The organism is Microbacterium sp., from assembly GCF_031180975.1.
Classification (GTDB): Bacteria; Actinomycetota; Actinomycetes; order Actinomycetales; family Microbacteriaceae; genus Microbacterium.
The window spans coordinates 493263-516347 of record NZ_JAPSLI010000001.1 but is presented as its reverse complement, the minus strand read 5'-3'; the positions used below and the strand labels follow the sequence as shown (position 1 = coordinate 516347).

Here is a 23085-nt window from a genome sequence, read left to right as displayed (position 1 = left end):
GTCAGTCCCGCGCCGCACGGCGCGTGGTGTGGCGGGTGGGAGCGGCCTGCCACGGGTCCTCCGGCCACGGATGCTTCGGATACCGCCCGCGCATCTCGGCGCGCACCTGCGCGTACGGCCCGGACCAGAACGACGCGAGGTCGCCCGTCACGGCGAGCGGGCGCCCCGCCGGAGAGAGCAGGTGGAACACCACGGGCACCCGCCCGCCGACCAGGCGCGGGGTCTCGGCCCAGCCGAAGCACTCCTGCAGCTTCACGGCGACGACCGGGCGCGCGGCCGGGTCGTCCGCGGCCGGGTAGGCGATCCGCACGCGCGAGCCGCTCGGCACCTCGATCTTCTCCGGGACGAGCGCATCGAACTCGGATGCCGCGGGCCAGGGCAGAATCCGTCGCAGCGCCGACGCCAGGTCGAGCCGGTCGGCTCTCACTCCCGTCGCGAGGGCGTCGAGTTCGGGGTCGAGCCAGGCGTCGAGCCGCTCGAGCAGCGCGGCGTCGGAGACGTCGGGCCACGGGTCGCCGAGTTCGCGGTGCAGCAGCGCGAGCCGGCGGCGCAGATCGTCCGCGGCATCCGACCAGCTGAACAGCCCCAGCCCGTCCGCGAGGACGGCGCGCCGCACGGCGTCGTGTCCCTCCTGCGCCGTCACGCGGACCGGCACCGACGAGCGCACGATCGCGCCGACCCGGCGTTCCCGTCGTGCCACCACCCGGCCGTCGACGAACTCCGCCTCCACCCGGTCGGTCATCAGTTGACGCGCGGCCCGCTCCACCTGCTCCTCGGACAGTGCCGCCGCGGAACGGATGACGGCGCCCGAGCCGGCGGCGACCCGTCCCGCTGCGCGGGCCACCTCCGCGACGGCAAGCCACTCCGCGCCGGCAAGTGCGCCGGGCGCACCGGCGCGGGTTCCGGATGCCAACAGGAACGTCGCCCCGTCGCTGGAGCGCTCCACCCGCCGGGCGACCCGCTCCGGGAAGGCGAGGGCGATCACGAGTCCGACGCCATTGGTGTCCGCGTGGCGGCCGCCTCCGGCGGAGGCCGCGTACCGCTGGAACCGCTCGACCTCCCGCTCCCAGCGCCGCGCTTCGGGGTGGCGCCCGTGCCGCAGGGCGACGAGCGCGCTCACCGCATCGGCATCTCCGATCCGGATGCCGCCGACGAGCAGCGCGACGACCTCGGCGGCCAGCCGCGCGCCGACCAGCGGGCTGCCGTCGCGCAGCGCCCGCGCAAGTCGCGGGTCAGCCGGGATGCGCGCGAGCTCCCGCCCCTCGGGCGTCGCACGTCCCTCCGCGTCGATGGCGCCGAGGTCGCGCAGCACGGCTTGTGCCTCGCCGAGTGCCGCGGCCGGCGGCGGATCGATCATGCGCAAGCCGGTGCCGCCGGGCGCTCCCCAGCAGGCCAGCAGCAGCGTGGCATCCGTGAGATCGGCGGTCCCGATCTCCGGCGCGGGCCGGGCAGGGGCCGCCGCGTAGGTGCGCTCGTCGACGCACCGGATGACGGTGCCGGGGCCCTGGCGGGTGGCGCGTCCGGCTCGCTGCACCGACGACAAGCGCGGCGAGCCGGTGGTGACGAGGCCGCTCATGCCGCGCGCCGCGTCGCGCTGCGGATGCCGGGACAGGCAGCTGTCGACCACCACCCGCACCCCGGGCACGGTCAGCGACGACTCGGCGAGGGAGGTGGTGACGACGATGCGCGGAGGCTCATTCTCCGCTCGGCCGCGGATGACGGCATCCTGGTCCGCGGCCGGGATCTGGCCGTGCAGTTCCCGCACGTCGAATTCGGGAGCGGACCGGCGGATGGCGCGCGCGATCTCGGACACCTCGCGTGCACCAGGGGCGAAGACGAGGACGTCGGCTGCCGGCAGGTCACGTGCCAGCTCGCGAGCAGCGGATGCCGCGGTGCGCGCGACATGGTCGAGGAAGTCCCGGGTGACGCCGCGCTCGTCGAGCCGCGGACCGGCGGGCGGCGCCCAGCGCTCGGTCAGCGGATGCGCGGCGACGTTGTGGAGGACGACGGGCGCGGGGGCGTCGTCGGCGCCGATCACGGCCGCGATGCGGTCGGCATCGATCGTGGCCGACATCGCGATGAACACGAGGTCGTCGCGCAGTTGGCGCGCCTCGCCCAGCATCCCGATGAGCAGGTCGGTCTCCAGAGCCCGTTCGTGGACCTCGTCGACGACGACCGCGTCCACACCCTCGAGACCCGGGTCATCCAGCATCCGTCGCAGCAGAACACCGGCGGTGACGAACTCGATCCTGGTGGTGGGGGTGACGCTGCGCTCGCCGCGGACCGTGAACCCGACGCGGGAGCCGAGCGGGGAGCCGTCCAGCTGCGCGAGTCGCCGGGCGGCGGCGCGGGCGGCGACGCGGCGCGGCTGTGTGACGATCACCCGGCCGGAGGATCGCGAGGCGAGCAGTGGCGGCACCAGGGTGGTCTTGCCGGTGCCGGGCGGCGCGCTCACCACGGCGGCGGTGTCCCGGTCCAGCGCGGCTACCAGGTCGTCCAGCGCGGCGGCGAAGGCCAGGCCGTCGCCGATCCGGGCGAGGTCGAAGGGGGGTGTCACCTCACCAGTCTGCCCGGGCGTGGGCACGGCGCTCGCTGGGGGCGACGTTCTGGGGGTCGACACACCGGATGCCGGACGATCTCACGGCATCCGTCCGACATGTGGCGTGTCGACCCCGAAGCGTGCGCCTCGGACTACTTGCCGCGGAGCTTGTCGGTCAGTTCGAGCAGGGCGCGCAGCTCGTCGTCCGTGAGACGGGACATGTGCTCGGCGATGGAGCGCCCGTGGACGGTCGCCAGCTGACGGAAGGCACGGGCACCGGCATCCGTCGCGGTGATCACCGCGCCGCGCCGGTCTAGGGGGTCGGCGGCCTTCGTCACCAGGCCGCGGGCGACCATCCGGTCGACCAGGCGCGAGACGCTGGGTTGACTGATGAGCATCTTCGCCGTGACGTCGCGCAGTCGCGCGGACATGTCGGGAGCGCGGGTGACGGTGAGCAGCACGTCGTACTCGGCCTGGCTGAGCGCGGTGGCCTCGAAGTCGCGTGCCATCGACGTGAACAGCTCGTGCTGGGCGCGGAAGAGGCTCTCCCAGGCTTCGACGGCGAGCTGACGATCGGTCATGCTCACAGCGTAGCGGCGAGATCGGATCCAAGCCTGGACGCAGTAAGGGCCGGTCGGAGAGGCTTCCGGCCGGCCCTTGTCCCTTGCACCAAGAGTGTCCTGCAATCACATGCGGTGGATGCCACAGCAAACATTCACCGTGCGATCACTGTATAACGGCGAGGTAACGAATGCAACGGTTTGGTCACGGAATTTTGCGCAGCAACTCCGCCAGCCGCGCCGCCTCGCCCTCCGGCATCCGATATCGGTGTTCCGGAGCCGGGTACACCCCGCGCCGCACCTCGTCCGTGTATGCCGCCACGCCCTCGAGCGCGGCGCCCCGCAGGTCGGCGTAGCGCTTGACGAACTTCGCGGCGGCACCGTCGTACATGCCGAGCAGGTCGTGGAAGACGAGCACCTGCCCATCGGCATCCGCTCCGGCGCCGATGCCGATGACGGGGATGTCGAGCAGCGGCATGAGCGCGGCGGTGACCTCGGACGGCACCGCCTCGATCACGAGCAGCGACACCCCGGCGGACTGCAGGGCGAGGGCGTCGTCGATCACCGCGACAGCGGCCTCGGCGGTGCGGCCCTGCGCCCGATAGCCGCCCAGCGCGGTGGCGGTCTGCGGCGTCAGCCCGACGTGCCCGACGACCGGAATGCCCGCGTTCACGAGCGCACGGGCGCGATCGACGGTCGTGCCGCCGCGCTCGATCTTGACCAGGTCGACGCCGGCCTCCTTCACGAAGCGTTGCGCGGTGGCGATCGCGATCTCGTCGGATGCCTCGTACGAGCCGAACGGCAGGTCACCGATGAGCAGCGGACGGGTGAGTCCCCGCCGCACCGCCGCGGTCAGCATCAGCATCTCGTCCACCGTCACCGGCACCGTGCTGTCGTAGCCGAGCACGGTCATCGCTGCGGAGTCGCCGACCAGCACGATGTCGACGCCGGCCTCCTCAGCGATCTGCGCGCTGGGGTGGTCGTACGCGGTGACCATGACGATGCGCTCGCCGGCATCCTTCTTCGCGGCGAGATCCCGCAGGGTGATGCGCTGCGCGGGGGCGGCGTGCGTGCTCACGAGGTCACCAGCTCGCCCACGGCGTCATCGACGCGGATGATGCGGTTGCTGCGGTCGACGTGCACGACGACCGGCTCGTACTCGGAGAGCTCCTCGCGCGAGTACTCCGCATAGGAGATGACGATGACGGTGTCGCCGGTGTGCACCAGCCGAGCGGCCGCGCCGTTGACCTGGATCACTCCGGACCCCCGTTCGCCCTCCAGCGTGTACGTCACGAACCGGGCGCCGTTGTCCACGTCGACGACGTGAACCTGCTCGTGCGGCAGGATGTCGGCCGCTTCCAGCAGGTCGGGATCGATGGTGATCGATCCGACGTAGTTCAGGTCGCTGCCGGTGATGGTGGCGCGGTGGATCTTCGACTTCAGCATGGTGCGTCGCATCAGGCGTCGCCCTTCAGGAGGTGGTTGTCGATCAGGCGGGCGGCTCCCACGCGGGCGGCGACGGCGAGCAGCGTGTCCCGCCTCGTGTCCGCGACAGGGGCCAGCGTCTCGGCATCCCGCAGCTCGAGATACTCGGGCGCGATGCCCGCCTCGTCGAGCACGGCGGCGGCCGCCGCACGGATGCCGTCGGCGTCGCGCTCGCCGCTGTCGTGCAACGCCTGCGCGGCGTCGAGCGCGCGACTGAGGAACACGGCCCGTTGCCGTGCGGCGGCGTCGAGGTACACGTTGCGCGAGCTCATCGCGAGGCCGTCCGGCTCGCGGGCGATCGGGCAGGCCTCGATGCGGACGTCGAGGTTCAGATCACGCACCACCCTGCGCACCACGAGAACCTGCTGGGCATCCTTCTGACCGAAGAATGCGACGTCCGGGCGCACGATGCCGAACAGCTTCGTGACGACCGTGGCCACGCCGTCGAAGTGATGCGCGCCGCGGCTGGCACCGTCGAGCACGTCGGTCAGGCCGGCGACATGGATGCTGGTCGCGAAGCCCTCCGGATAGATCTCCTCCGGCGCTGGGGCGAACAGGATGTCCACGTGCTCGCCCGCCGCCAGCTCCGCATCGCGCTGCTCGTCGCGCGGGTAGGTGCTGAGGTCCTCGTTCGGTGCGAACTGGGTGGGGTTGACGAAGAGCGACACCACCACGAGATCGGTGTCCTTGCGGGCGGCGCGCATCAGCGAGAGGTGACCCTCGTGGAACGCGCCCATCGTCGGGACGAGGCCGACGGTTCGGCCGTCGCGTCGCGCCTCGCTGACGGCGGAGCGCACCTCGCGGATCGTGCGGAGGATTCTCATGGCTGCCCCCTTCCAGCCGTCTCGGACTGCTCCCGCGCGAGGGCGCGGGTGGCGGTGGTGAGCGCATCGAAGAGTCCGGTCAGCTCCGGCCTTCCCATGGCGGCGACGGCAGTGCGCTGGCGGGTGACGGTCGCCTCGTCGCCGCGGACGATGGGCCCGGTGAGAGCGTTCGCGGCTCCGTGCTCTCGCCAGTTCTGGACGGTCCGGCCCACCAGCGGGGCGAGGACGTCGCGCGCGTTCCGGATGCCCGCGGCGATCGCCAGCCCCTCGGCCGCGTCGAGCACCGTGAGGACGAAGTTCGACGCGACGGACGCCGCGGCGTGGTAACCGGCCCGATCCCCGACCTCGAACGGTGTCATTCCGAGGACCCTGACGAGTTGCTCGGCGACGCTCCGCGCGGCGGGCGTGCGCGCGTCGACGGCGGCGCCGATGCCGTGGAGCACCTCGGGCGGTTCGCTGCCAGTGAAGGTCTGCAGGGGATGGATGCTGAAGTCGACGGCGTCCAGTCCCGTGGCGCCGGACACGTGACCGACCGACTGTGCGGCGGTCGCGGCATCCGCGGCCGCAGCCGGGATAGCCTCGTCGGGGACGCAGAGCAGTGCCACGTCGCTCTCGGGGATCGCGTGGTCACGCCGCAGCGGGCCGCGCACGTCGAAGCCGGCGGCACGCAGAGCCCCGGCGAGCACTGTGCCGAGGCGACCCGCGCCGATGACGGCGATGGTCGTGTCAGGCGCGAGGGAGGACGCGGTGGGCATGGCGGATCCGGGTTCGGAGTCGGGTGGCGCGGATGCCATGAGTATCCGCCCGCAGGGAGCGCCACTCCAAATCCGAGATCATACTGCCAAGCCCTTACCGACAATGGCTTGGTTGTTTGGCGACAGTTCGCCAGGTGTGGTTGTCAGAGTGGTCTCGGCGGTCGGCGCCCGCCGCGATCAGCGGAAGTCCACGAGCCCGGCGTGCGCCGCAGTCACGAGGATCTGCACGCGATCCCGGACGTGCCATTTCGACATGATCCGACCCAGGTGCGCCTTGACCGTGCCCTCGGACACAACGAGCGCACGCGCGATCTCCGCGTTCGACATCCCCTGGGCGAGACGCTGCAGCACCTCGGCCTCACGGTCGGTCAGCGGCTCGAGCTCCGCGGCGTTGGACGTCTGCGACTCCCCGTCGCGCACATGTCTGATCAGCATCGAGGCGATCTTCGGCGACAGCGAACTCGCGCCGTCGTGCACGGCGCGCACGCCGGCGACGATGCTCTCGGCGCTGGAGTCCTTCAGCAGATAACCGGACGCACCGGCGCTCAGCATGGGAAGCACCGTGTCGCTGCCGTCCAGGGTCGTCACCGCCAGGATCCGCACCTCCGGCCAGCGACGGGAGATCGCCCTGGTCGCCTCGATCCCGTCCATCTCGGGCATCTGCACGTCCATCATCACGACGTCGGGACGATGCTGCTCGACGGCGGCGATCGCCTCGTTGCCGTCCTCCGCCTGCCCGATGACCTGGATGTCGGGATCGCGCGCCACGAAATGCGCCAGCGCGGTGCGCACCAGGGGATCGTCGTCGACGATCAGGACGCGGATATCCGGCATGACGCAAGCCTATCGGGGGTGCGGCCCTGACCACAGGCCGGTGGGCCATTAGACCTTTGTCTAGAGAAGTCTGGTCGCTGGTCAGATGTGCAAATCCGGCTCAACCGAGAAGATGTAACTATGTCTCGACAAAAGACCAGGTAGGGAGGTGAATCACCATGACCTTTTGGCACCAGCTCTGCATCCTTCTGGGCATCCTTCGCTAGAGTATCGCCGAACAGGAGATAGCGGAACATGGCCTTGAGCCGGTCGTCTCAGGATGAAGCGGGTCCGCTCCGGCTGGGCCGGGGCGAGCGTCTGACCCGCATCGAGCGGATCGTCGTTCTCGTCGTCCTCGTGGGCGTCGCCTCCGTGGACCTCTTCGAGCTTCTCTTCACACCGAGAGCCGACATCCTCGTGTCGTTGCTCAGCATCGCCACGAGCGCCGCGTTCGCGCTGTATCTCTGGTCGCCCCTCGTCGCCACATGCATGCTCGGCAGCATGCTGGCGCTCTCGTTCTTCACCGAGACCCAACCGCAGACCCTGCTGGCGGCGGCCGTCGCCGCGGCGCTCATCATGCGCCTGGGCTGGACGTCCCTGATCCTCGTCTACACGGCGGCCTTTCTCGTCGCCGCCGGAATCATCGCCACGCTCGACCGGGCCGTCCCGGTGAACGTGGGCATCTACCTCATCGTCGCAACGGTCGCGGGGGCGATCGGATTCGCCCTGCGGATGGCATCCGCTCGCGGCCGCCGACTCGAGCAGGAGCTCGCCGAGAAGGCGCGGCAGGAGCGGGAAGCCGTCCTCGCCGAGCGCCGATGGATCGCCGGCGAACTGCACGACAGCATTGCGCACCACCTCACCGTCGTGTCGCTGCACGTGCAGCTGCTGGACGACGGAGAGGCGCGCCCAGCGTCGCAGGAGGCGATCCGCGTCGCCGCGAAGAAGGCCATGGCCGACCTGCGATTCGTGATCGAACTCGCGGACGACGCGCCGAGCGCTCCAGGCATGCAGACCGGAGACCTGGAGGAGGCCGTGGCCGAAGCGCGCGGCGAACTCGAGGCCGCCGGGCACGAGGTGGTCTGCGAGGGCGAGTTCCGCGATGAGCGGCTGACCAGGGCCGGGGAGATCATCTTCGCGCGGGTGGTGCGCGAGTCGGTCACCAACATCCTCAAGTACGCCGGCGGCGGCGCGATCGGCATCCGGCTGCGCATCGAGGACGATGCCGCACACCTCACCATCGACAGCCCGCTGCCCACCACGCCGCGGAAGGAACTGTCCTCCAGCCGCACCGGCCTCGGGCGCATGGCCGAGCGCGTCCTCGGTGCGAGCGGCGACTTCTCCGCCGGCGAGGTCGATGGCCGTTGGCGGGTTTCCGCGCGGTTGCCGGTCGCCTGACGCCGGCCGCGCACGAACGCTCCTACCGTGAGCTGATCGAACGGATGCCGTCGCCGACTGTCCCGACGTACGACGAAAGTCCAATGGAGTATGGCCATTGGGTTCTATTGCCCGACCTCCGGGTTGACTAGCGTAATGGCTGACCGGAGCGTCCCCAGTGCTCTGATCAGCGTCCCCAGCGCTACGGTCGCGAGCGCGATTGTCGGGCATTCCCGCCCCTTCGCGCTCGCGATCGCGTCATCTCCAGCCTCTTCCGAGCAAGCGTTTCCCGCCTCCTCGGAAACCCCTACCCTTCCGCGGGCCGCGGGTCAACCCCGGAGACATGTGCGGGTCGGCGGCGCATGCTGAGTGTGGGGAGAGGGCGGGTTCTAGGAGGGTGCCATGGTCTTGATCGATGTTCACAGGATCACGGCCGACGCGCTGCCTGCACTGCAGGAGCTTCCCACCCGGCGGGCACCGTCCGAGCCGGAACCGGATCAGGTGATCAGGTGGGAGCGCGTCGCGCCGGAGCGGTACGTCGTGCTCGACGGTGAGCGGGTCGCCGGTTTCGTCGACGTCGTCGGGGCAGTGTTCGTCGTACTCCGCGGCACCCGGTACGACCGAGCGGTCGAGGTCGCCCAGACGCTCGTCTTCCAGAAGGCGATCGAGGTGCTCACCTGCTGACCCTCCCGTCAGGTCGATTCGAAAGCGGAGAAGGCTAGGCGGGCAGTTCGATCAGCATGCCGCTCTGCGGTTGCGCGGGAATGCGCCGCAGGCTGATCCGCAGATCCTGCTCCGGCACCCGGTACATCGGTCCGGTGGCGAGCAGCCACACCGCCGACGCCAGCAGATCCGTGGTCGCCTGCTCGCCGGGGCAGTGGTGCGCCGAGGTCGGGTCGCCCACGCCCTGCGCGACGACGAGGTGCGGGGACGCGGTCGCGAACCGCTGCGGATCGAACGAGTTCGGGCTCTCCCACAGCGCAGACGAGTGGTCGGTGCCGTACAGATCGAACAGCATCCACTGGCCGTGGGGGAATCGCGTGCCGGCGAGGTCGAACCCGTCGGTCGCGATGCCGGCGATCATGGGGAAGAACGGATAGAAGCGGCGCACCTCCTCGGCGATCCACGGCGCGGGTGTGACCTCGCCGCCGCGAAGTCGTTCGGTCCATTCCGGATGCCGGTGCAGGGCGTGACCGGCGAAGGCGACGAACCGCGCCACCGCCACCACGGGCCGGAGCAGGTTCAGCAGCTCCACGACCGCGGCATCCGTCGGCAGCGGCGACCCGTTCTCGACATGATGGGCGAGGCGGCCGATCGCGGTGCTGGTGTCGGTGTCGCGGCGTGCCCCTTCGATCCGATCAGCGGCCCAGCCTTCGACCCGCAGCCGGCGGGCGCGAGCCCACCAGTTGAGGGGGCCCAGGGCGGACGCCCGGTCGATCATGGCACGCAGGTCCCTCGCCAGCTGCGCGTCGCCGGCGGCGTCGTCGGCGCCCACCCACCGCAGCGCGGCCCGGGCGAGCACGCGAGAGCTGAGATCGAGCAGGCTCACCGTCGTGCCGCGTTCGCGGTCGAACGCCCGCTGCCATTCCTCCTCGAACAGCTCGACCAGCCGGGCGCGGTCGTCGTTCGCGATGCTGAGCATCAGCGCCTTGCGGGCGTCGTGGGCGCCACCCTCCAGGGACTGCACGCTCCCCTCGTCCTGGAGCAGGTGCACGACCGAGCGGGGGAGCGCACCCGAACGGGCGAACAGGCCGGGCGTCCCGAAGACATGCGCGGCCTCGGCGCCGCGGGCGATGAGCGCCGGCCTGCCGAGAAGGCGGGTGCGGACGGCATCCGCTCCGGCGTCTCGGAACAGACGCGTGCCGAACAGATAGCCGTCGCGAAGGAGACGCAGGGTCGCGTCGCCGGCGATCTCCGGCACCGCTGCCGCGGATGCGCGGGCGAGCGGGGGATCGGTGTCTGCAGTCATACCGACACACCACCAGCGGCGACCCCCGCGCGCCACCGGGTTGACGATCGTGCACGCGCGACGTAGGCCGCGGTCTGCGGCATCCGTCATCCGGCCTCGCCGCCGCGACGGGCCTGCGAGAATGGAACCTCCGAGCGTCGACCTCCGAGGAGTCCCCGTGCAGTACATCTCCACCCGCGGCGGCATGCAGCCGCAGCCGTTCAGCGAGACGCTGCTCGAGGGGCTCGCTCCCGACGGCGGTCTGGCCGTCCCGGAGCAGCTGCCGACGGTCGACGCCGCCACTCTGGAGTCGTGGCGCGGGCTCAGCTATTCGCAGCTGGCCACCGAGGTGCTGGCGTTGTTCGCCACCGACATCCCGCGCGAGGATCTCGCCCGCATGTGCGAGGCGGCCTACGCCGACTTCCCCGACGGTGTCGTGCCGCTGCGGTCGATCGGCGGGGGGATCACGCTGGTGGGGCTGTCGGAGGGCCCGACGCTGGCGTTCAAGGACATGGCCATGCAGTTCCTCGGCCAGATCCTCGAGTACGTGCTGGAGAAGAAGGACAGCGTGCTCAACATCCTCGGCGCGACGTCGGGCGACACCGGATCGGCTGCCGAGCACGCGCTGCGCGGCAAGGACCGTGTCTCGGTCTTCATGCTGTCGCCGCAGGGTCGGATGAGCCCGTTCCAGCGTGCACAGATGTACTCGCTGCAGGATGCGAACATCCACAACATCGCCGTCGAGGGCGTGTTCGACGACTGCCAGAACCTCGTCAAGGCGCTCGCCGGCGACCTGGAGTTCAAGCGCGCCCAGCATCTCGGCGCGGTCAACTCGATCAACCTCGCCCGCATCACCGCGCAGGTCGTCTACTACTTCTGGGCGTGGCTGCGGGTGACGGATGCCGTCGAGCCGGAGTTCCGCGACGGCTTCGAGGTGTCGTTCACGGTGCCGTCCGGCAACTTCGGCAACATCCTGTCCGGGTTCTTCGCGAAGGGCATGGGCGTACCGGTCCGTCGTCTCGTGCTGGCCGCGAACGAGAACAACGTGCTGGACGAGTTCTTCCGCACCGGCGTGTACCGCCCGCGCAGCGCCGCCGACACGCTGGCCACCTCCAGCCCGTCGATGGACATCTCCAAGGCGTCCAACCTCGAGCGCTTCATCTTCGACCTGGTCGGTCGTGACGCCACGCGCGTCGTCGGCGCCTGGGATGACCTCGCCGCGCAAGGATTCTTCGACTTCTCCGCCGACCAGCCGCGCTTCGGGTCCGAGTTCGGCATCGTCAGCGGCACGTCGACGCACGCCGACCGGCTGGAGACCATCCGCTCGGTGCACGAGACGACGGGCGAGATCATCGATCCGCACACCGCCGACGGGGTGAAGGTGGCCCGCTCGTTCGTCGAGCAGGACGTGCCCATGCTCGTGCTCGAGACGGCGAAGCCGCAGAAGTTCGCCGAGACCATCGCCGAGGCCGTCGGAGTCGACCTGGAGTTCTCGCCCGAGCTGCGGGAGATGCTCGCCGCACCGCAGAAGGTCGTCGAGATGCCCGACGACGAGGCCGCGCTGCGCGGGTACATCGAGACCCACGCCCGGCACTGATGCGCCGCCGCGCCGCGCCGGCGTCGGCGACTCTGGCGCCTCGACGTCGCGTCAGCGATCCCGCCGCCTCGCGGTGGCGTCAGCGCGCCCCGACACCCGTCGCGCGGTCGACCTCTGCGACCGCGAGGTCGAAGTCCTCCTCCACCAGCGCACCGTTCACGGCGGCGCCGACCATGGCGCCGGCGCCCATCGCGATCGGCACGTTCACCATCGGGTTGACGACGTTCCCCGCTGCCCAGATGCGCGGGTGACTGGTCCGCCCGGACTGGTCGACCGCCAGGAACGACCCGAGTCCGCCGGGCAGCTCGGAGCGCGCCAGCGCGAGATCGGCGAGGAATCCGTCGCGCGGCAGGGGCGCTCCGGCCGTGAAGAGCGCGTCCAGCTCGATCACGCGCCCGCCCTCCAGGCGCGCCCCGGACACCTGATCGCCCTCACCGAGAACCTCGACGACGGCATCCGGAACGATCTCGACGCCCCGAGCTCGCAGTCGGCGCTCGTCCGCGGCGCCGACGACGCCCAGCCCGGCCGAGAACAGCACCACCCGATCGGCCCACTGCCGCACCATGCGCGCCTGATGCAGCGCCGGCGGTGAGGTGGCCAGCACCCCGAGGCGACGGTCGCGCACCTCCCAGCCGTGGCAGTACGGGCAATGCAGCACGCTCGCGCCCCAGCGCTCTGCCAGCCCCGGGATGTCGGGGAGCACGTCGGTGATGCCGGTCGCCACGATCAAGGAGCGCGCCGACTCCACCCTGCCACCGGCCAGGGTCACCAGCAGCCCGGCATCCGCGTCCTGCACCCGCGCGACCGCGTCGTCGACGAACGCGACGTCGTACTCGGCGAGCTCCGCGCGACCCTTGGCCAGCAGTGCGGACGGAGGTGTGCCGTCGTTGCCGAGCACGGCGTGCATGTGCGCGGCGAAGCGATTGCGCGGGCTGCCGGCGTCGACCACCAGCACCCGCCGCCGCGCACGGCCGAGCATCAGTGCGGCCGACAATCCGGCCGAGCCGCCGCCGACGACGATCGAATCCCAGGAATGAGAGGAGGAAAGCGATGAGTTCATGACCCCAGTCGACGCTCTCTGTGACACAATCGCAAGCAGTCTTGCGAAATTGGCAAACAGGAGAGGTGGGCGGGATGCAGCAGGAGCTCGCACAGGTCGGAGCCCGGCTTCGAGCGATGCGGCGCTCGCGCGGCTGGACGCTCGAGGAGCTCGCGGAACGGGCCGGGATGTCGGCCAGCACCCTGTCCCGGCTGGAGTCGGGAAAGCGCCAGGCGAGTCTGGAGCTGCTGCTGCCGTTGACGAGGCAGCTCGGCATCCGCATCGACGATCTCGTCGTGGTCGAGGCCCCCGACCCGCGGGTGCGGCGGCCCGTCATCCGGCGGGACGGGCTGGTCATCGCGCCCCTCGCGCCCGAGGGGTCGGCGGTGCACACCTACAAGATCACGTATCCGCCCGCGCGGAGCCTTCCCGAGCTGCGGGTCCACGAGGGCTACGAGTGGCTGTACGTCCTGAGTGGGCGGCTGCGTCTGAGGCTCGGCGAGCAGGACATCGTGCTCGCCCGGGGCGAGGCCGCCGAGTTCGACACCCGCACCCCGCACGCGATGTCCGCGGCGGGCGGCAAGCCCGCGCAGGTCATCAGCATCTTCAACGACGACGGCATGCGCATGCACACCCACGTCGCTCACGAAGGCGCGCAAAGCGCGGGCGGGTGAGCCGGACGGCTTCTGATTCTAAAAGATATTCTCCTTGACTTTAGAAGTCGCGCGGGACTGTAATGGAGGCAGCAGCTCAAGGAGGATGCCATGACCATCTCGCTGGCCTACGACGAAGACGCCGCCGAAGAACCGCTCGCCCCGCTCGCTCCGCTGCCGGCGCCGAGCCGCGTCCCGATCCGACCGGCCCCGCGACCGGTGGATCTGGACGCCGCCGAGGAGGCGGGCCGGCAGTTCCTGCTGGCCCTCGGCATCGATCCGGACGCGCCGGAGAACCCCGACCTGGCGCGCACCCCGCTGCGCTTCGCGGCCGCGTACGCCGAGATGCTCAGCCCGCAGCCGTTCGACTTCACGACGTTCGCGAACCAGGAGGGCTACGACGAGATGGTGCTCGTGCGTGACATCCCCGTCCGGTCCCTCTGCGAGCACCACCTGCTGCCGTTCACCGGCACCGCGCACGTCGCGTACCTGCCGGCCGACCGCGTCGTGGGGCTGTCCAAGATCCCTCGGCTGGTCGACCACTTCGCGCGGCAGCCGCAGACGCAGGAGCGCCTCACCGTGCAGATCGCCGACGCGCTCGCCGGTCACCTCCAGCCGCGCGGCGTCGGCGTGCTCATCGAAGCCAGCCACAGCTGCATGACTCTGCGCGGGGCCCGAGCCGGCGACGCCGCCACGAAGACGTCCGCGGTGCGGGGAGCTCTGCGCGACGACGCCCGCAGCCGGGCCGAGTTCTTCGCCCTCGTCGGCGGACACGCACGCTGATCGCCACCCGAATCGAAAGAGGAGCACACCATGACCATCGCCATCGTCGGCGGCGGACTCGCCGCAGCGACCGCCGTCACCGAACTCCGCGACCAGGGCTACGACGGCGAGGTGGTGCTCTTCGCCGCCGAGAAGCACCTGCCGTATGAGCGGCCGCCGCTGTCGAAGGACTTCTTGCTCGGCAAGAAGGATCTCGACGCCGCCACCGTGCACGACGCCGGCTGGTACCGCGAGCACGACGTGCGACTGCAGCTCGGCACCCGCGTCACCGCACTCGATCGTGCCGCGCACACCCTCGCCACGGATGCCGGGACGCAGCGCTACGACAAGCTGCTGCTCGCCACCGGGTCCACGCCCCGCCGCTTCGCTCTCGCCGACGAGGTCACCGACCCGCTCTACCTGCGCACCATGGAGGACAGCATCCGCCTGAAGGAGCAGCTGCGTCCCGGCATCCGTGTCGTCATCGTCGGAGCCGGGTGGATCGGGCTGGAGGTCGCCGCGGCCGCGCGCGAGGCGGGGTCGGAGGTGACCGTGTTCGAGGCCGCCGAGCTGCCGCTGGTTCGCGTGCTCGGCCCCGAGATCGCGCGCGCGTTCGCCGACCTGCACCGCCACCACGGGGTGGACCTGCGCCTGAGCAGCAATGTCGAGGCGTCCGATCTGAAGGACGCCGAACTGGTCGTGGTCGGCGTGGGCGCGGCACCGGCCACCGAACTCGCCGAGGCGGCGGGACTGGAGGTCGACAACGGCGTGCTGGTCGACGCGACCCTGCGCACCTCCGACCCGGACATCTACGCCATCGGTGACGTCGCCAACCAGGACCATCCTGTGCTCGGCCGCCGGATCCGCGTCGAGCACTGGGACACCGCCATCGAGCAGGGCAAGGTCGCCGCACGCAACCTGCTCGGCGCCGCCGAGCCGTACCAGCGCCAGCCGTACTTCTTCACCGATCAGTACGATCTGGGCATGGAGTACGTCGGCAGCGTGGGGCCCGAGGGGTACGACCGGGTGGACATCGAGGGCGACACCGACGTCGCGCACGGGGGAGCGTTCCGGGCGTACTGGGTCGCCGACGGCACCGTGCGCGCGGCGATGCACGCCAACGACTGGGACGCCTCCGACGCCATCCGCGAGAGCATCGGGACCCGCCGATGACGATCGCCCCGGCGCCGATCACGACCCTGCGCATCGGCGGCCGGGAGTTCGATCTGACCAGACGCGTCATCGTGATGGCGGTCGTGAACCGCACGCCGGACTCGTTCTATGACCGCGGCGCGACGTTCGCGCTGGACCGCGCCGTGGAGAGCGCCATGCGCGCCGCCGACCTCGGTGCCGACTGGGTGGACGTCGGCGGAGTGCCGTTCGGACGCGGGCCGGTGGTCTCCACCGCGGAGGAGATCGATCGGGTCGTGCCGCTGGTCGACGCGATCGCGGGAGCACGCCCCGGACTGGTCATCTCCGTCGACACCAACTCCGCCGAGGTGGCCGCGGCGGCGGTCGCCGCGGGCGCGGGCGTGATCAACGACACCAGCGGCCTCGGCGACCCGCACATGGCCGGCGTGGTCGCAGACGGCGGCGCGCACGTCGTCATCACGCACAGCGTGGGGCCGCCACGCGTCGAGAAGCCGCCGGCGCACTACGACGACGTCGTGGGCGAGGTGCGCGCGTTCCTGGTCGAGCGGGTGGCGCGTGCCGAAGCGGCCGGCGTGCCGCGCGAGCGCATCGTCGTAGACCCCGGGCACGACCTCGACAAGAACACGCTGCACTCGCTCGAGCTCACCCGGCGGCTGGATGAGATCGCCGACATCGGGTTGCCGCTGCTCGCGGCGGTGTCGAACAAGGACTTCATCGGCGAGTCGATCGACCGGCCGCAGGGGCAGCGGCTGGCCGGGTCGCTCGCCGCGATGACCGCCTGCATCCTGCGTGGGGCGCGGATCGTGCGGATGCACGACGTGGCGGATGCCGTCGACGCGGCGCGCATGACCGAGGCGATACTGGGCATGCGTCCGCCGATGCGGCTGGAGCACAACATGCATCCGACGCGGAACGTGTGACATCCGACCCGAGCAGCAGAGGAGCGACCATGGCGCGCATCGACCGGATCTGGCCCGAGCCGGCCTCCGACCTGAGCGACGACGACCTGCTCGAGCAGACGCGGATGCCGGAGGGGCAGCGCTGGCTGCGGATGAACTTCATCTCCAGCCTGGACGGCGCCGCGACCCACGAGGGCCGCTCCGGTGGACTGGGTGACCCCGCCGACCGGAGGCTGTTCGAACTGCTGCGGTGGCCGGCCGACGTCGTGCTGCTCGGCGCCGGCACGGCGCGCATCGAGGAGTACGATGACCTGCGACTCGACGACGCCGCCGTGCGCTGGCGGGAGGAGCGCGGGATGCCGCCGCACCCGGTGCTCGCGCTGGTGTCGCGTCGGCTGGAACTCGATCCGGCATCCCCGGTCTTCACGGATGCACCGGTCCGGCCGATCGTGTGCACGGTGCCGTCCGCACCGCCCGAGCGTCACGCGGCGCTCGCCGAGGTGGCCGACATCATCGAGACCGGCGACGAGTACGTCGATCCGGCACGACTGTGCGACGAGCTGGCCGACCGTGGGCTGCGGCACGTGCACAGCGAAGGCGGGCCGAGCCTGTTCGGCTCGTTCCTGGACGCCGGGGTGGTCGACGCCCTGCACCTCACGCTCGCGCCGCGGGTGGAGGGTGAGACCACGCGTCGGATCACCGCGCACGGCCCCGCTGCCCCGGTCGGGATGCGTCTGGCATCCGTGCTGCGCGCCGAGAGCGAGCTGCTGCTGCACTACGTGCGGGAGTGACTCACTCGACGAGCTTCCCCACCGTGTCCACCTCGCGGATCAGCGCCGCGATCTCGGCCGGCACCGGCGGGATCTCCTCCCGCGTCACGCCCGTGGACGGCGACCAGACCAGGTTCACCTGCAGGTCCGGGTCGGTTTCGGGATAGTCGCTGCGGTTGTGGCATCCGCGGGTCTCCCGGCGCTCGAGCGCCGCCTCCAAGGTCGCGCGCGCGGCCAGCGCCGACGCCTTGAGGTCGAACGCGTGCGCGAGATCCTGGAAGCCGGCGATGTCGGGGTGGACGCCGATCTCCAGCATCCGCTGCTCGATCCCGTCGAGTTCGGCGAGGCCGGCCCGCAGCCCGTCCTCGGAGCGCACGACGCCCGCATGCTCGGTCATGGTGTTGCGGATGCCGCGCTGCAGCGCCCGCACGTTCTCGCGGCCGTCCGCCGCGAGCAGTTCGTCGATCTCGTGTCGGGCCTGCGCGACGGCATCCGCCGACCGCCGCTGGGCGTCGAGGCCCGCAGCGTGCGCCATCGCGGCCTGGCCGGTGAGCCGGCCGTAGACCAGCAGCTCGATCAGCGAGTTGCCGCCCAGCCGGTTGGCGCCGTGCAGTCCACTGGAAGACTCGCCGATCGCGTACAGACCGTCGACATCGGTGCCGTGGTCGTCGGGCCGCACCCACACGCCGCCCATCGAGTAGTGCGCGGTCGGCGCGATCTCGATCGGGTCGGTGGTGATGTCGAGCATCTGCAGCTCGAGCATGGTCTGGTAGACGCGGGGGAGGCGGGTCATGATCGTCTCGCGGGGCAGGTGCGAGACATCGAGCCAGACGCCGCCCTTCTCGGTGCCGCGTCCCTCGGCGATCTCGGTGTACGCGGCGAGGGCGACACGGTCACGGGTGGACAATTCCATCCGCTTGGGGTCGTACTTGGCCATGAACCGCTCGCCGAGCGCGTTGCGCAGGATGCCGCCCTCGCCGCGCGCAGCTTCGGAGATCAGCGTGCCGGCGGCGTTCTCGGGCTCGATGATGCCGGAGGGGTGGAATTGCACCAGTTCCGGGTCGCGCAGGCGTGCGCCGGCCTCGACCGCCAGCCGGAACGAGTCGCCGGTGTTCTCGTCGCGCCGTGAGGAGGTGCGGCGCCAGATGCGGTTGTGTCCTCCGGCGGCGAGGATGACCGCGTCGGCGTGGATCAGGTAGCGGGTGCCGTCGTGTTGGTCGAACCCGTATGCGCCGAAGACGACGTTGTCGCGCACCAGGATGCGGGTGATGTAGACGCCGTCGAGGATGGGGACGTCCAGCTGCTCGGCGCGCCGGACCAGTGTGCGCTGGATCTCGAGTCCGGTGTAGTCGCCGGCGAACGCGGTGCGCGGGAAGGTGTGCGCGCCGAAGAAGCGCTGCGAGATGCGGCCGTCGTCTTCGCGGGCGAAGTCCATGCCCCAGCGCTCGAGGTCGCGGATGCCGCGCTCGGCGCCGCGGGTGACGACCTCGACCGTGTGCGGGTTGGCGAGGAAGTAGCTCTCGGTGATGGTGTCGGCGGCGTGCTGCTGCCAGCTGTCCTCGGCGTCCATGGTGCCGAGGGCCGCGTTGATGCCACCGGCGGCGAGGGCGGTGTGTGCGTCGCGGCGCGGGCGCTTGCCGACCGCGAGCACGTCGACGCCGTGCTCGGCGACCTCGATCGCTGCCCGCAGCCCAGAGCCGCCGGTGCCGATGACGAGGACGGTGGTGGAGATCTGGCGTTCGTACATGCCTTCTACGCTAGGAATCGTCGCTCGATTACTCCAATGAATAGTTCTACTGGTGATGATGCCGCTATGGTATGGAGCATGAACCTCGAGCAGCTCCGCGGATTCGTGGAGGTGGCCCGGCTCGGGCATTTCACCCGGGCCGCAGAGCACCTGCACGTCGCCCAGCCGTCGCTGAGCCGACAGATCTCGACGCTGGAGCAGGAACTGGGGTCCGAACTGTTCCACCGGGCGCGCGGGCACATCCGGCTCACCGCCGCGGGGGAAGCACTGCTGCCGCGCGCGAAGCGGATGCTGGCGGATGCCGACGCGATCAAGGTCGAGATGGCCGAACTCGCCGGTCTGCAGCGCGGGCGGGTGCGCCTCGGTGCGCCGCCCACGCTGTGCGTGAGCCTCGTCGCCGAGGCGATGAGCACGTTCCGCGCCGCGCATCCCGGCATCGACCTGCAGCTCACCGAGGGTGGGACGAATCTGCTCATGGAGCAGCTCGCCGGCGGCGTGCTGGATCTCGCACTCATCACGGCATCCGGTGGTCCGCCCGCCGGTGGAGCATCGCTCGTGCGCACCGCGCTGCTCACCGAGGAGCTGGTCGTGGTCTCATCGGCCGCGCGGCCCCCGGTCGCGGACGGCGACGCGATCGATGTGGAGCGGCTCGCGGCGCTGCCGCTGATCGCGTTCCCGAGCAGCTACGCCCTGCGGGCGGCGACCGATGCGGTGTTCCGTGCGGCGGCGGTGATGCCGTCGATCGTCGTGGAGGGCGCCGAGATGGACACCGTGCTGCGCTTCGTCGAGCGCGGCCTCGGGGTCGCGGTGGTGCCCGCGATGGTGCTGCTCGACCGCCCGGGCCTGCGGTCGGTGCGGCTGGCCTCACCGGGGCTCAGTCGGACTGTCAGCCTGGCGCACCGCTCCGACGTGACGCCCACGCGGGCCGCCGCAGTGATGCACAAGGTCATCGTGCGGACGGCGCGGGAACTCGCGGGGCGGGCGCCGGAGCGGATGCGCGCTGCGGCGGCAACCGACTGACGTTCAGTCGTTGATCGCGACCATCCAGGAGATGCCGAACCGGTCGACGAGCATGCCGAACTCGCCACCCCAGGGCGCGGGTTCCAGGGGGAGCACCACCGTCGCGCCGTCGCTCAGGCCGTCCCAGATCGCACGCAGCCGATCGCTCTCCGAGCCGCTGACGGACACGGAGATGCCCTGCGCCTGCCGGTACTCCATGCCGCTGGGGGTGTCGGATGCCATCAGCACCATGCCGTCGTCGGTGGTGAGCTGCCCGTGCATGACGAGCTCGCTCTCGCTCGGGTCGTAGCCCATGTCGGGCATCGAGCCGAACGTCATGATGTCCAGCGAGCCGCCGAGCACCTGCTGGTAGTGCTCGAGCGCCGCGCGGGCGTTGTCACGGAACGAGAGGTAGGGATTGAGCGTGGGCACGTCGGCTCCTTCGGCGAACGGATGCCCCGGCGGGCGCCGGGCACGGCTCAGTCTCCGCCCCCGGTGATCCGCACCACAACCCCCGTCGTCGCCGTGTTCACGCCGCCATCCATCGAGACTTCTGTTCTGGCATGAGACTGCACGACAGCCGTGATGTTTCGTGCTGAAAGATAAGTCTCGGCGGTGGGGCGGGGGGCGGGGGCTACTCGCGGACTTCGGCCGGCGGGTTGTGCATGAACTCGATCCGGATGCCGTTGTCGTCCTCGACGAACGACGCGAAGTAGCGGTCCGAGAAGCGTGGGTAGGGCTTCGGAGCGCGCACCTCGCGCCAGCCGGAGTCGAGGGCGACGGCGTGCAGACGGTGCACCTCGTCGCGGGAATCCACCGCGAAGGCGAGGTGCTGCCAGCCCACACGCCCGTGCTGGTGCGGGCCGGTGTCGGATTCCCGTGGGGCGTAGAGGATGATCTCGGTCTCATCACCGCAGTGCCAGGAGATCCCGCCCTCCTCCTCACTGCCCAGCGAGTAACCGAGGGCGGTGAGCACGGGATGGAACTGTGCGCGACCGCGTGCGACGTCTTCGACGGTGAGACCCAGATGATCGACAAGCGCCATCCCGCCAGTCTTGCGGATGCCGGCGTGCGGTCGGTCGGTGGCACGCGGCGTGTCAGTCGTCAGTCGGGATCGAGACCGAAGGTGCGCTTCACCAGAGCCTGCACGTCGCGATCCAGGCCGTCTATGCGCATGTTGACCGCGTCGAACGGTGCGTTCACGGCGTCGAGCGGGCGTTCATCTCCTGGCGGAGACCGCCGATCTCGGCGCGCAGCACGCCCACGAAGAGCGTGGAGACCACGGTGACCATGCCCAACATCAGGGCTGTGAATGCCCCGATGATTGCCCAGATGTGCGCGTCGTTCACCACGCCTCCATGGTCGCACCGCCATTCGCAGCATGCCAGACCCCGGTCGCCCGCAGAGGCCGTTGACCGTCCGCGGTGGAGAACCAGTCGTCTCCCGCTGTATGCGCAGGACTAATCGGAAACCGTCGCCGACTCGGGCTGCAGCCCCAGCAGGCGGACGATGTGAGGCCACGCCGCCGCCCCAAGGGCGGCGTCCGCCTCCGGCGTGCCGCCGTGGGCCATGCCGACACCGCCGAACGCCGGCTGTTCGCCGGGAAGGATCGCGCGGTGGCCGGCATCCGGGCGCGACACCAGAGTTGTTCGCAGGCCGTGCTCGTCGCGTGAGGCGCGGATACGGGCGGCGAACTCTGCCGCGGGCCAGACGCGGTCGTCGTCGCCGGCGACGAGGACGACCTCGCCGACGATCTGCTCCACGGGGATCCGCGCGGCGGCGGCGCTCTCGGGTGCTCGCCGCAGGCTCTCCTCGTACAGCGATCGGAACGACGGTGGCTCCTCGTCGGGCTGCCACCCGGGCGCGAAGGGGACAAACGGCAGCGGCGCACCCCGATGGGTCCAGTGCGACGACCAGTCGCCGTCGAGTACACCGGGCCACACGACCGAGCTCGGCGCGAACGCGATGACGCCGTCCACGGGCGTGACGCATGCGGTGCACAGCGCCGGCTCGGCCCCGAATGAGGTGCCGAACACGAGCACCCGCTCGCACTCCGCCCGCAGTCGATCGACCTGCTCGACGAACAGTTCCAGGGGCACCTCATGCGGCGCGGGCCGCTGCCCGGCGCCGCCGAACCAGCGGATGGTGCGCACCCTCGCGCCGTGCGCGGCGAGCAGGTCGGCGCGTTCGCGTTCGACGCGCCCGCTGGAGCCGGCGAGCAGAAGCACTGCCGTGCCGCACGGATCGGCCGGTAACGCGTCGTGGCGATCCTCGGGAGCAACGGCGAACATGGCCTCAGCCTATGCGGCGGCGGTTTCGCTCAGTGCGGTGCGTGGTACTCGGCTTCCCCGCGCTTCCAGTACCCCTTCACGACCGCCCGTGCCGGGTCGACGCCCCAGCGCTCCAGCAGGGCGCGTCCCGGCTTGACGATCTGCTGCTCGGCGGCGATGAAGCAGAACGGATCGCGGCCGACGGCATCCGCGGCCGACAGCGTGTCGAGGAAGGCGATCAGTGCCGACGCGGCCGGAGCGTCCCGGCGGTGCAGCCACTCGACGTCGGCGGGTGCGTCGAGTGCCACCTCGTCGTCGGACGAGCGCGTCTCGATGACGATGCGCGCCGGCGTCCCCGACGGGATCAGGGTCGCGAACCGGCGGATCGCCGGGATGGCCGTCTCGTCGCCGACCAGCAGCCATGACCCGGGCTGCCCGGTGATCACCGCCGAACCGCGCGGACCGCCCACGCCGATGGGCGATCCGAGCGGCGCGGTGGCGGCCCACGGCGCCGCCACGCCCTGGTCGCCGTGCACCGCGAACTCGACGTCGAGCCAGTCGTGGCCCCATGCGAGCGGGGTGTACTCGCGGCTCGGCGCGGCGCGCAACTCCTCGACCGAAGACACCGTCCCCGCCGGGAAGAACAACCGCATGTGGTCGTCGGCGCCGAGGGATTCGAAGCCCGCGAGATCGGCGCCGGTGAGCCGTACACGGACGTAGTCCGGCGCCAGCCAGGTCCGCTCGGCGAGTTCTGCGAAGCGGAAGCGGAGGTCGAGTCCGCGACGCTCGATGGTGAAGCCCGATTTCGTGATGCTCATAAAGTAAGGCTAACCTAACATCGATGGCGTGAGTCGAATCGGGCTCCGCATCCTGCGCTCGACGCGCAACGATCACTG

At 70.9% G+C, this 23085-nt stretch carries 24 protein-coding genes; 9 read left to right on the top strand and 15 right to left on the bottom strand.

From position 1 onward, the window contains the following. Position 1: 1 nt before the first annotated feature. From hrpB to RIF65_RS02375, 7 genes are all read right to left on the bottom strand, one after another. Positions 2 to 2557, bottom strand: a complete 2556-nt coding sequence (gene hrpB, locus RIF65_RS02405) for an ATP-dependent helicase HrpB (RefSeq protein ID WP_309065897.1) — start codon at positions 2555 to 2557, stop codon at positions 2 to 4. 134 nt (positions 2558 to 2691) lie between these two features. Then, positions 2692 to 3120 carry a MarR family winged helix-turn-helix transcriptional regulator gene (locus RIF65_RS02400; protein ID WP_309065896.1) on the bottom strand — a complete coding sequence of 143 codons (429 nt, stop codon included), beginning with the start codon at positions 3118 to 3120 and terminating at the stop codon, positions 2692 to 2694. A 184-nt stretch (positions 3121 to 3304) separates the two neighbouring features. After that, complete coding sequence (gene panB, locus RIF65_RS02395; RefSeq protein ID WP_309065895.1) at positions 3305 to 4177, bottom strand: 3-methyl-2-oxobutanoate hydroxymethyltransferase; 873 nt, start codon at positions 4175 to 4177, stop codon at positions 3305 to 3307. Further along, a complete protein-coding gene (gene panD, locus RIF65_RS02390; protein WP_309065894.1) occupies positions 4174 to 4557 on the bottom strand; it encodes an aspartate 1-decarboxylase in 384 nt (127 codons plus the stop codon). The genes panB and panD overlap by 4 nt, the downstream gene beginning before the upstream one ends. Next, positions 4557 to 5408: a pantoate--beta-alanine ligase gene (gene panC / locus RIF65_RS02385; protein WP_309065893.1), complete on the bottom strand. Its 852-nt coding sequence runs from the start codon at positions 5406 to 5408 to the stop codon at positions 4557 to 4559. Before panC ends, panD begins: the two co-directional genes overlap by 1 nt. Continuing rightward, positions 5405 to 6163 (bottom strand): DUF2520 domain-containing protein, encoded by a 759-nt coding sequence (locus RIF65_RS02380; RefSeq protein ID WP_309065892.1) that lies wholly within the window; start codon positions 6161 to 6163, stop codon positions 5405 to 5407. The genes panC and RIF65_RS02380 overlap by 4 nt, the downstream gene beginning before the upstream one ends. Before the next feature lie 177 nt (positions 6164 to 6340). Then, entirely contained in the window at positions 6341 to 6997 is a 657-nt protein-coding gene (locus tag RIF65_RS02375; protein WP_309065891.1) for a response regulator transcription factor, read from the bottom strand. A 234-nt stretch (positions 6998 to 7231) separates the two neighbouring features. On the opposite strand from RIF65_RS02375, the gene RIF65_RS02370 reads away from it, so the two are divergent. Continuing rightward, positions 7232 to 8374, top strand: coding sequence for a sensor histidine kinase (locus RIF65_RS02370; protein ID WP_309065890.1), 1143 nt, complete (start codon positions 7232 to 7234; stop codon positions 8372 to 8374). A 381-nt stretch (positions 8375 to 8755) separates the two neighbouring features. After that, positions 8756 to 9037, top strand: coding sequence for a hypothetical protein (locus tag RIF65_RS02365; RefSeq protein ID WP_309065889.1), 282 nt, complete (start codon positions 8756 to 8758; stop codon positions 9035 to 9037). A 34-nt stretch (positions 9038 to 9071) separates the two neighbouring features. Here RIF65_RS02365 and RIF65_RS02360 read toward each other — a convergent pair whose 3' ends face one another. Then, positions 9072 to 10322: a cytochrome P450 gene (locus tag RIF65_RS02360; RefSeq protein WP_309065888.1), complete on the bottom strand. Its 1251-nt coding sequence runs from the start codon at positions 10320 to 10322 to the stop codon at positions 9072 to 9074. A 157-nt stretch (positions 10323 to 10479) separates the two neighbouring features. Between RIF65_RS02360 and thrC the strand changes: the two genes are divergently transcribed. After that, entirely contained in the window at positions 10480 to 11898 is a 1419-nt protein-coding gene (thrC, locus tag RIF65_RS02355) for a threonine synthase (protein ID WP_309065887.1), read from the top strand. Positions 11899 to 11977: 79 nt separating this feature from the next. Here the strand turns inward: thrC and RIF65_RS02350 are convergent, their stop codons facing one another. Further along, positions 11978 to 12958 carry an NAD(P)/FAD-dependent oxidoreductase gene (locus RIF65_RS02350; RefSeq protein ID WP_309065886.1) on the bottom strand — a complete coding sequence of 327 codons (981 nt, stop codon included), beginning with the start codon at positions 12956 to 12958 and terminating at the stop codon, positions 11978 to 11980. 74 nt (positions 12959 to 13032) lie between these two features. Between RIF65_RS02350 and RIF65_RS02345 the strand changes: the two genes are divergently transcribed. The 5 genes from RIF65_RS02345 to RIF65_RS02325 all read left to right on the top strand — a co-directional run bounded on the left by RIF65_RS02345 (position 13033) and on the right by RIF65_RS02325 (position 17194). Continuing rightward, on the top strand, positions 13033 to 13611 hold the full coding sequence (locus RIF65_RS02345; RefSeq protein WP_309065885.1) for a helix-turn-helix domain-containing protein: 579 nt from the start codon (positions 13033 to 13035) through the stop codon (positions 13609 to 13611). A 90-nt stretch (positions 13612 to 13701) separates the two neighbouring features. Next, entirely contained in the window at positions 13702 to 14373 is a 672-nt protein-coding gene (gene folE, locus RIF65_RS02340) for a GTP cyclohydrolase I (protein ID WP_309065884.1), read from the top strand. A gap of 30 nt (positions 14374 to 14403) precedes the next feature. Further along, a complete protein-coding gene (locus RIF65_RS02335) occupies positions 14404 to 15525 on the top strand; it encodes an NAD(P)/FAD-dependent oxidoreductase (protein WP_309065883.1) in 1122 nt (373 codons plus the stop codon). After that, on the top strand, positions 15522 to 16424 hold the full coding sequence (folP, locus tag RIF65_RS02330; RefSeq protein ID WP_309065882.1) for a dihydropteroate synthase: 903 nt from the start codon (positions 15522 to 15524) through the stop codon (positions 16422 to 16424). Before RIF65_RS02335 ends, folP begins: the two co-directional genes overlap by 4 nt. Positions 16425 to 16453: 29 nt before the next feature. Next, positions 16454 to 17194 (top strand): pyrimidine reductase family protein, encoded by a 741-nt coding sequence (locus RIF65_RS02325; protein ID WP_309065881.1) that lies wholly within the window; start codon positions 16454 to 16456, stop codon positions 17192 to 17194. Between the two features lies 1 nt (position 17195). On the opposite strand, the gene RIF65_RS02320 is transcribed toward RIF65_RS02325, so the two are convergent. Then, complete coding sequence (locus RIF65_RS02320; RefSeq protein WP_309065880.1) at positions 17196 to 18920, bottom strand: L-aspartate oxidase; 1725 nt, start codon at positions 18918 to 18920, stop codon at positions 17196 to 17198. A gap of 78 nt (positions 18921 to 18998) precedes the next feature. Between RIF65_RS02320 and RIF65_RS02315 the strand changes: the two genes are divergently transcribed. Then, complete coding sequence (locus RIF65_RS02315) at positions 18999 to 19940, top strand: LysR family transcriptional regulator (RefSeq protein ID WP_309065879.1); 942 nt, start codon at positions 18999 to 19001, stop codon at positions 19938 to 19940. 3 nt (positions 19941 to 19943) lie between these two features. Here RIF65_RS02315 and RIF65_RS02310 read toward each other — a convergent pair whose 3' ends face one another. From RIF65_RS02310 to RIF65_RS02290, 5 genes are all read right to left on the bottom strand, one after another. Next, positions 19944 to 20351, bottom strand: a complete 408-nt coding sequence (locus RIF65_RS02310) for a VOC family protein (RefSeq protein ID WP_309065878.1) — start codon at positions 20349 to 20351, stop codon at positions 19944 to 19946. A gap of 202 nt (positions 20352 to 20553) precedes the next feature. Further along, positions 20554 to 20964: a VOC family protein gene (locus RIF65_RS02305; protein ID WP_309065877.1), complete on the bottom strand. Its 411-nt coding sequence runs from the start codon at positions 20962 to 20964 to the stop codon at positions 20554 to 20556. Positions 20965 to 21118: 154 nt separating this feature from the next. Continuing rightward, positions 21119 to 21271: a hypothetical protein gene (locus RIF65_RS02300; protein ID WP_309065876.1), complete on the bottom strand. Its 153-nt coding sequence runs from the start codon at positions 21269 to 21271 to the stop codon at positions 21119 to 21121. 108 nt (positions 21272 to 21379) lie between these two features. Beyond that, positions 21380 to 22210, bottom strand: coding sequence for an alpha/beta fold hydrolase (locus tag RIF65_RS02295; protein ID WP_309065875.1), 831 nt, complete (start codon positions 22208 to 22210; stop codon positions 21380 to 21382). A gap of 29 nt (positions 22211 to 22239) precedes the next feature. Next, positions 22240 to 23007, bottom strand: a complete 768-nt coding sequence (locus tag RIF65_RS02290; protein WP_309065874.1) for a siderophore-interacting protein — start codon at positions 23005 to 23007, stop codon at positions 22240 to 22242. Positions 23008 to 23085: the final 78 nt, after the last annotated feature.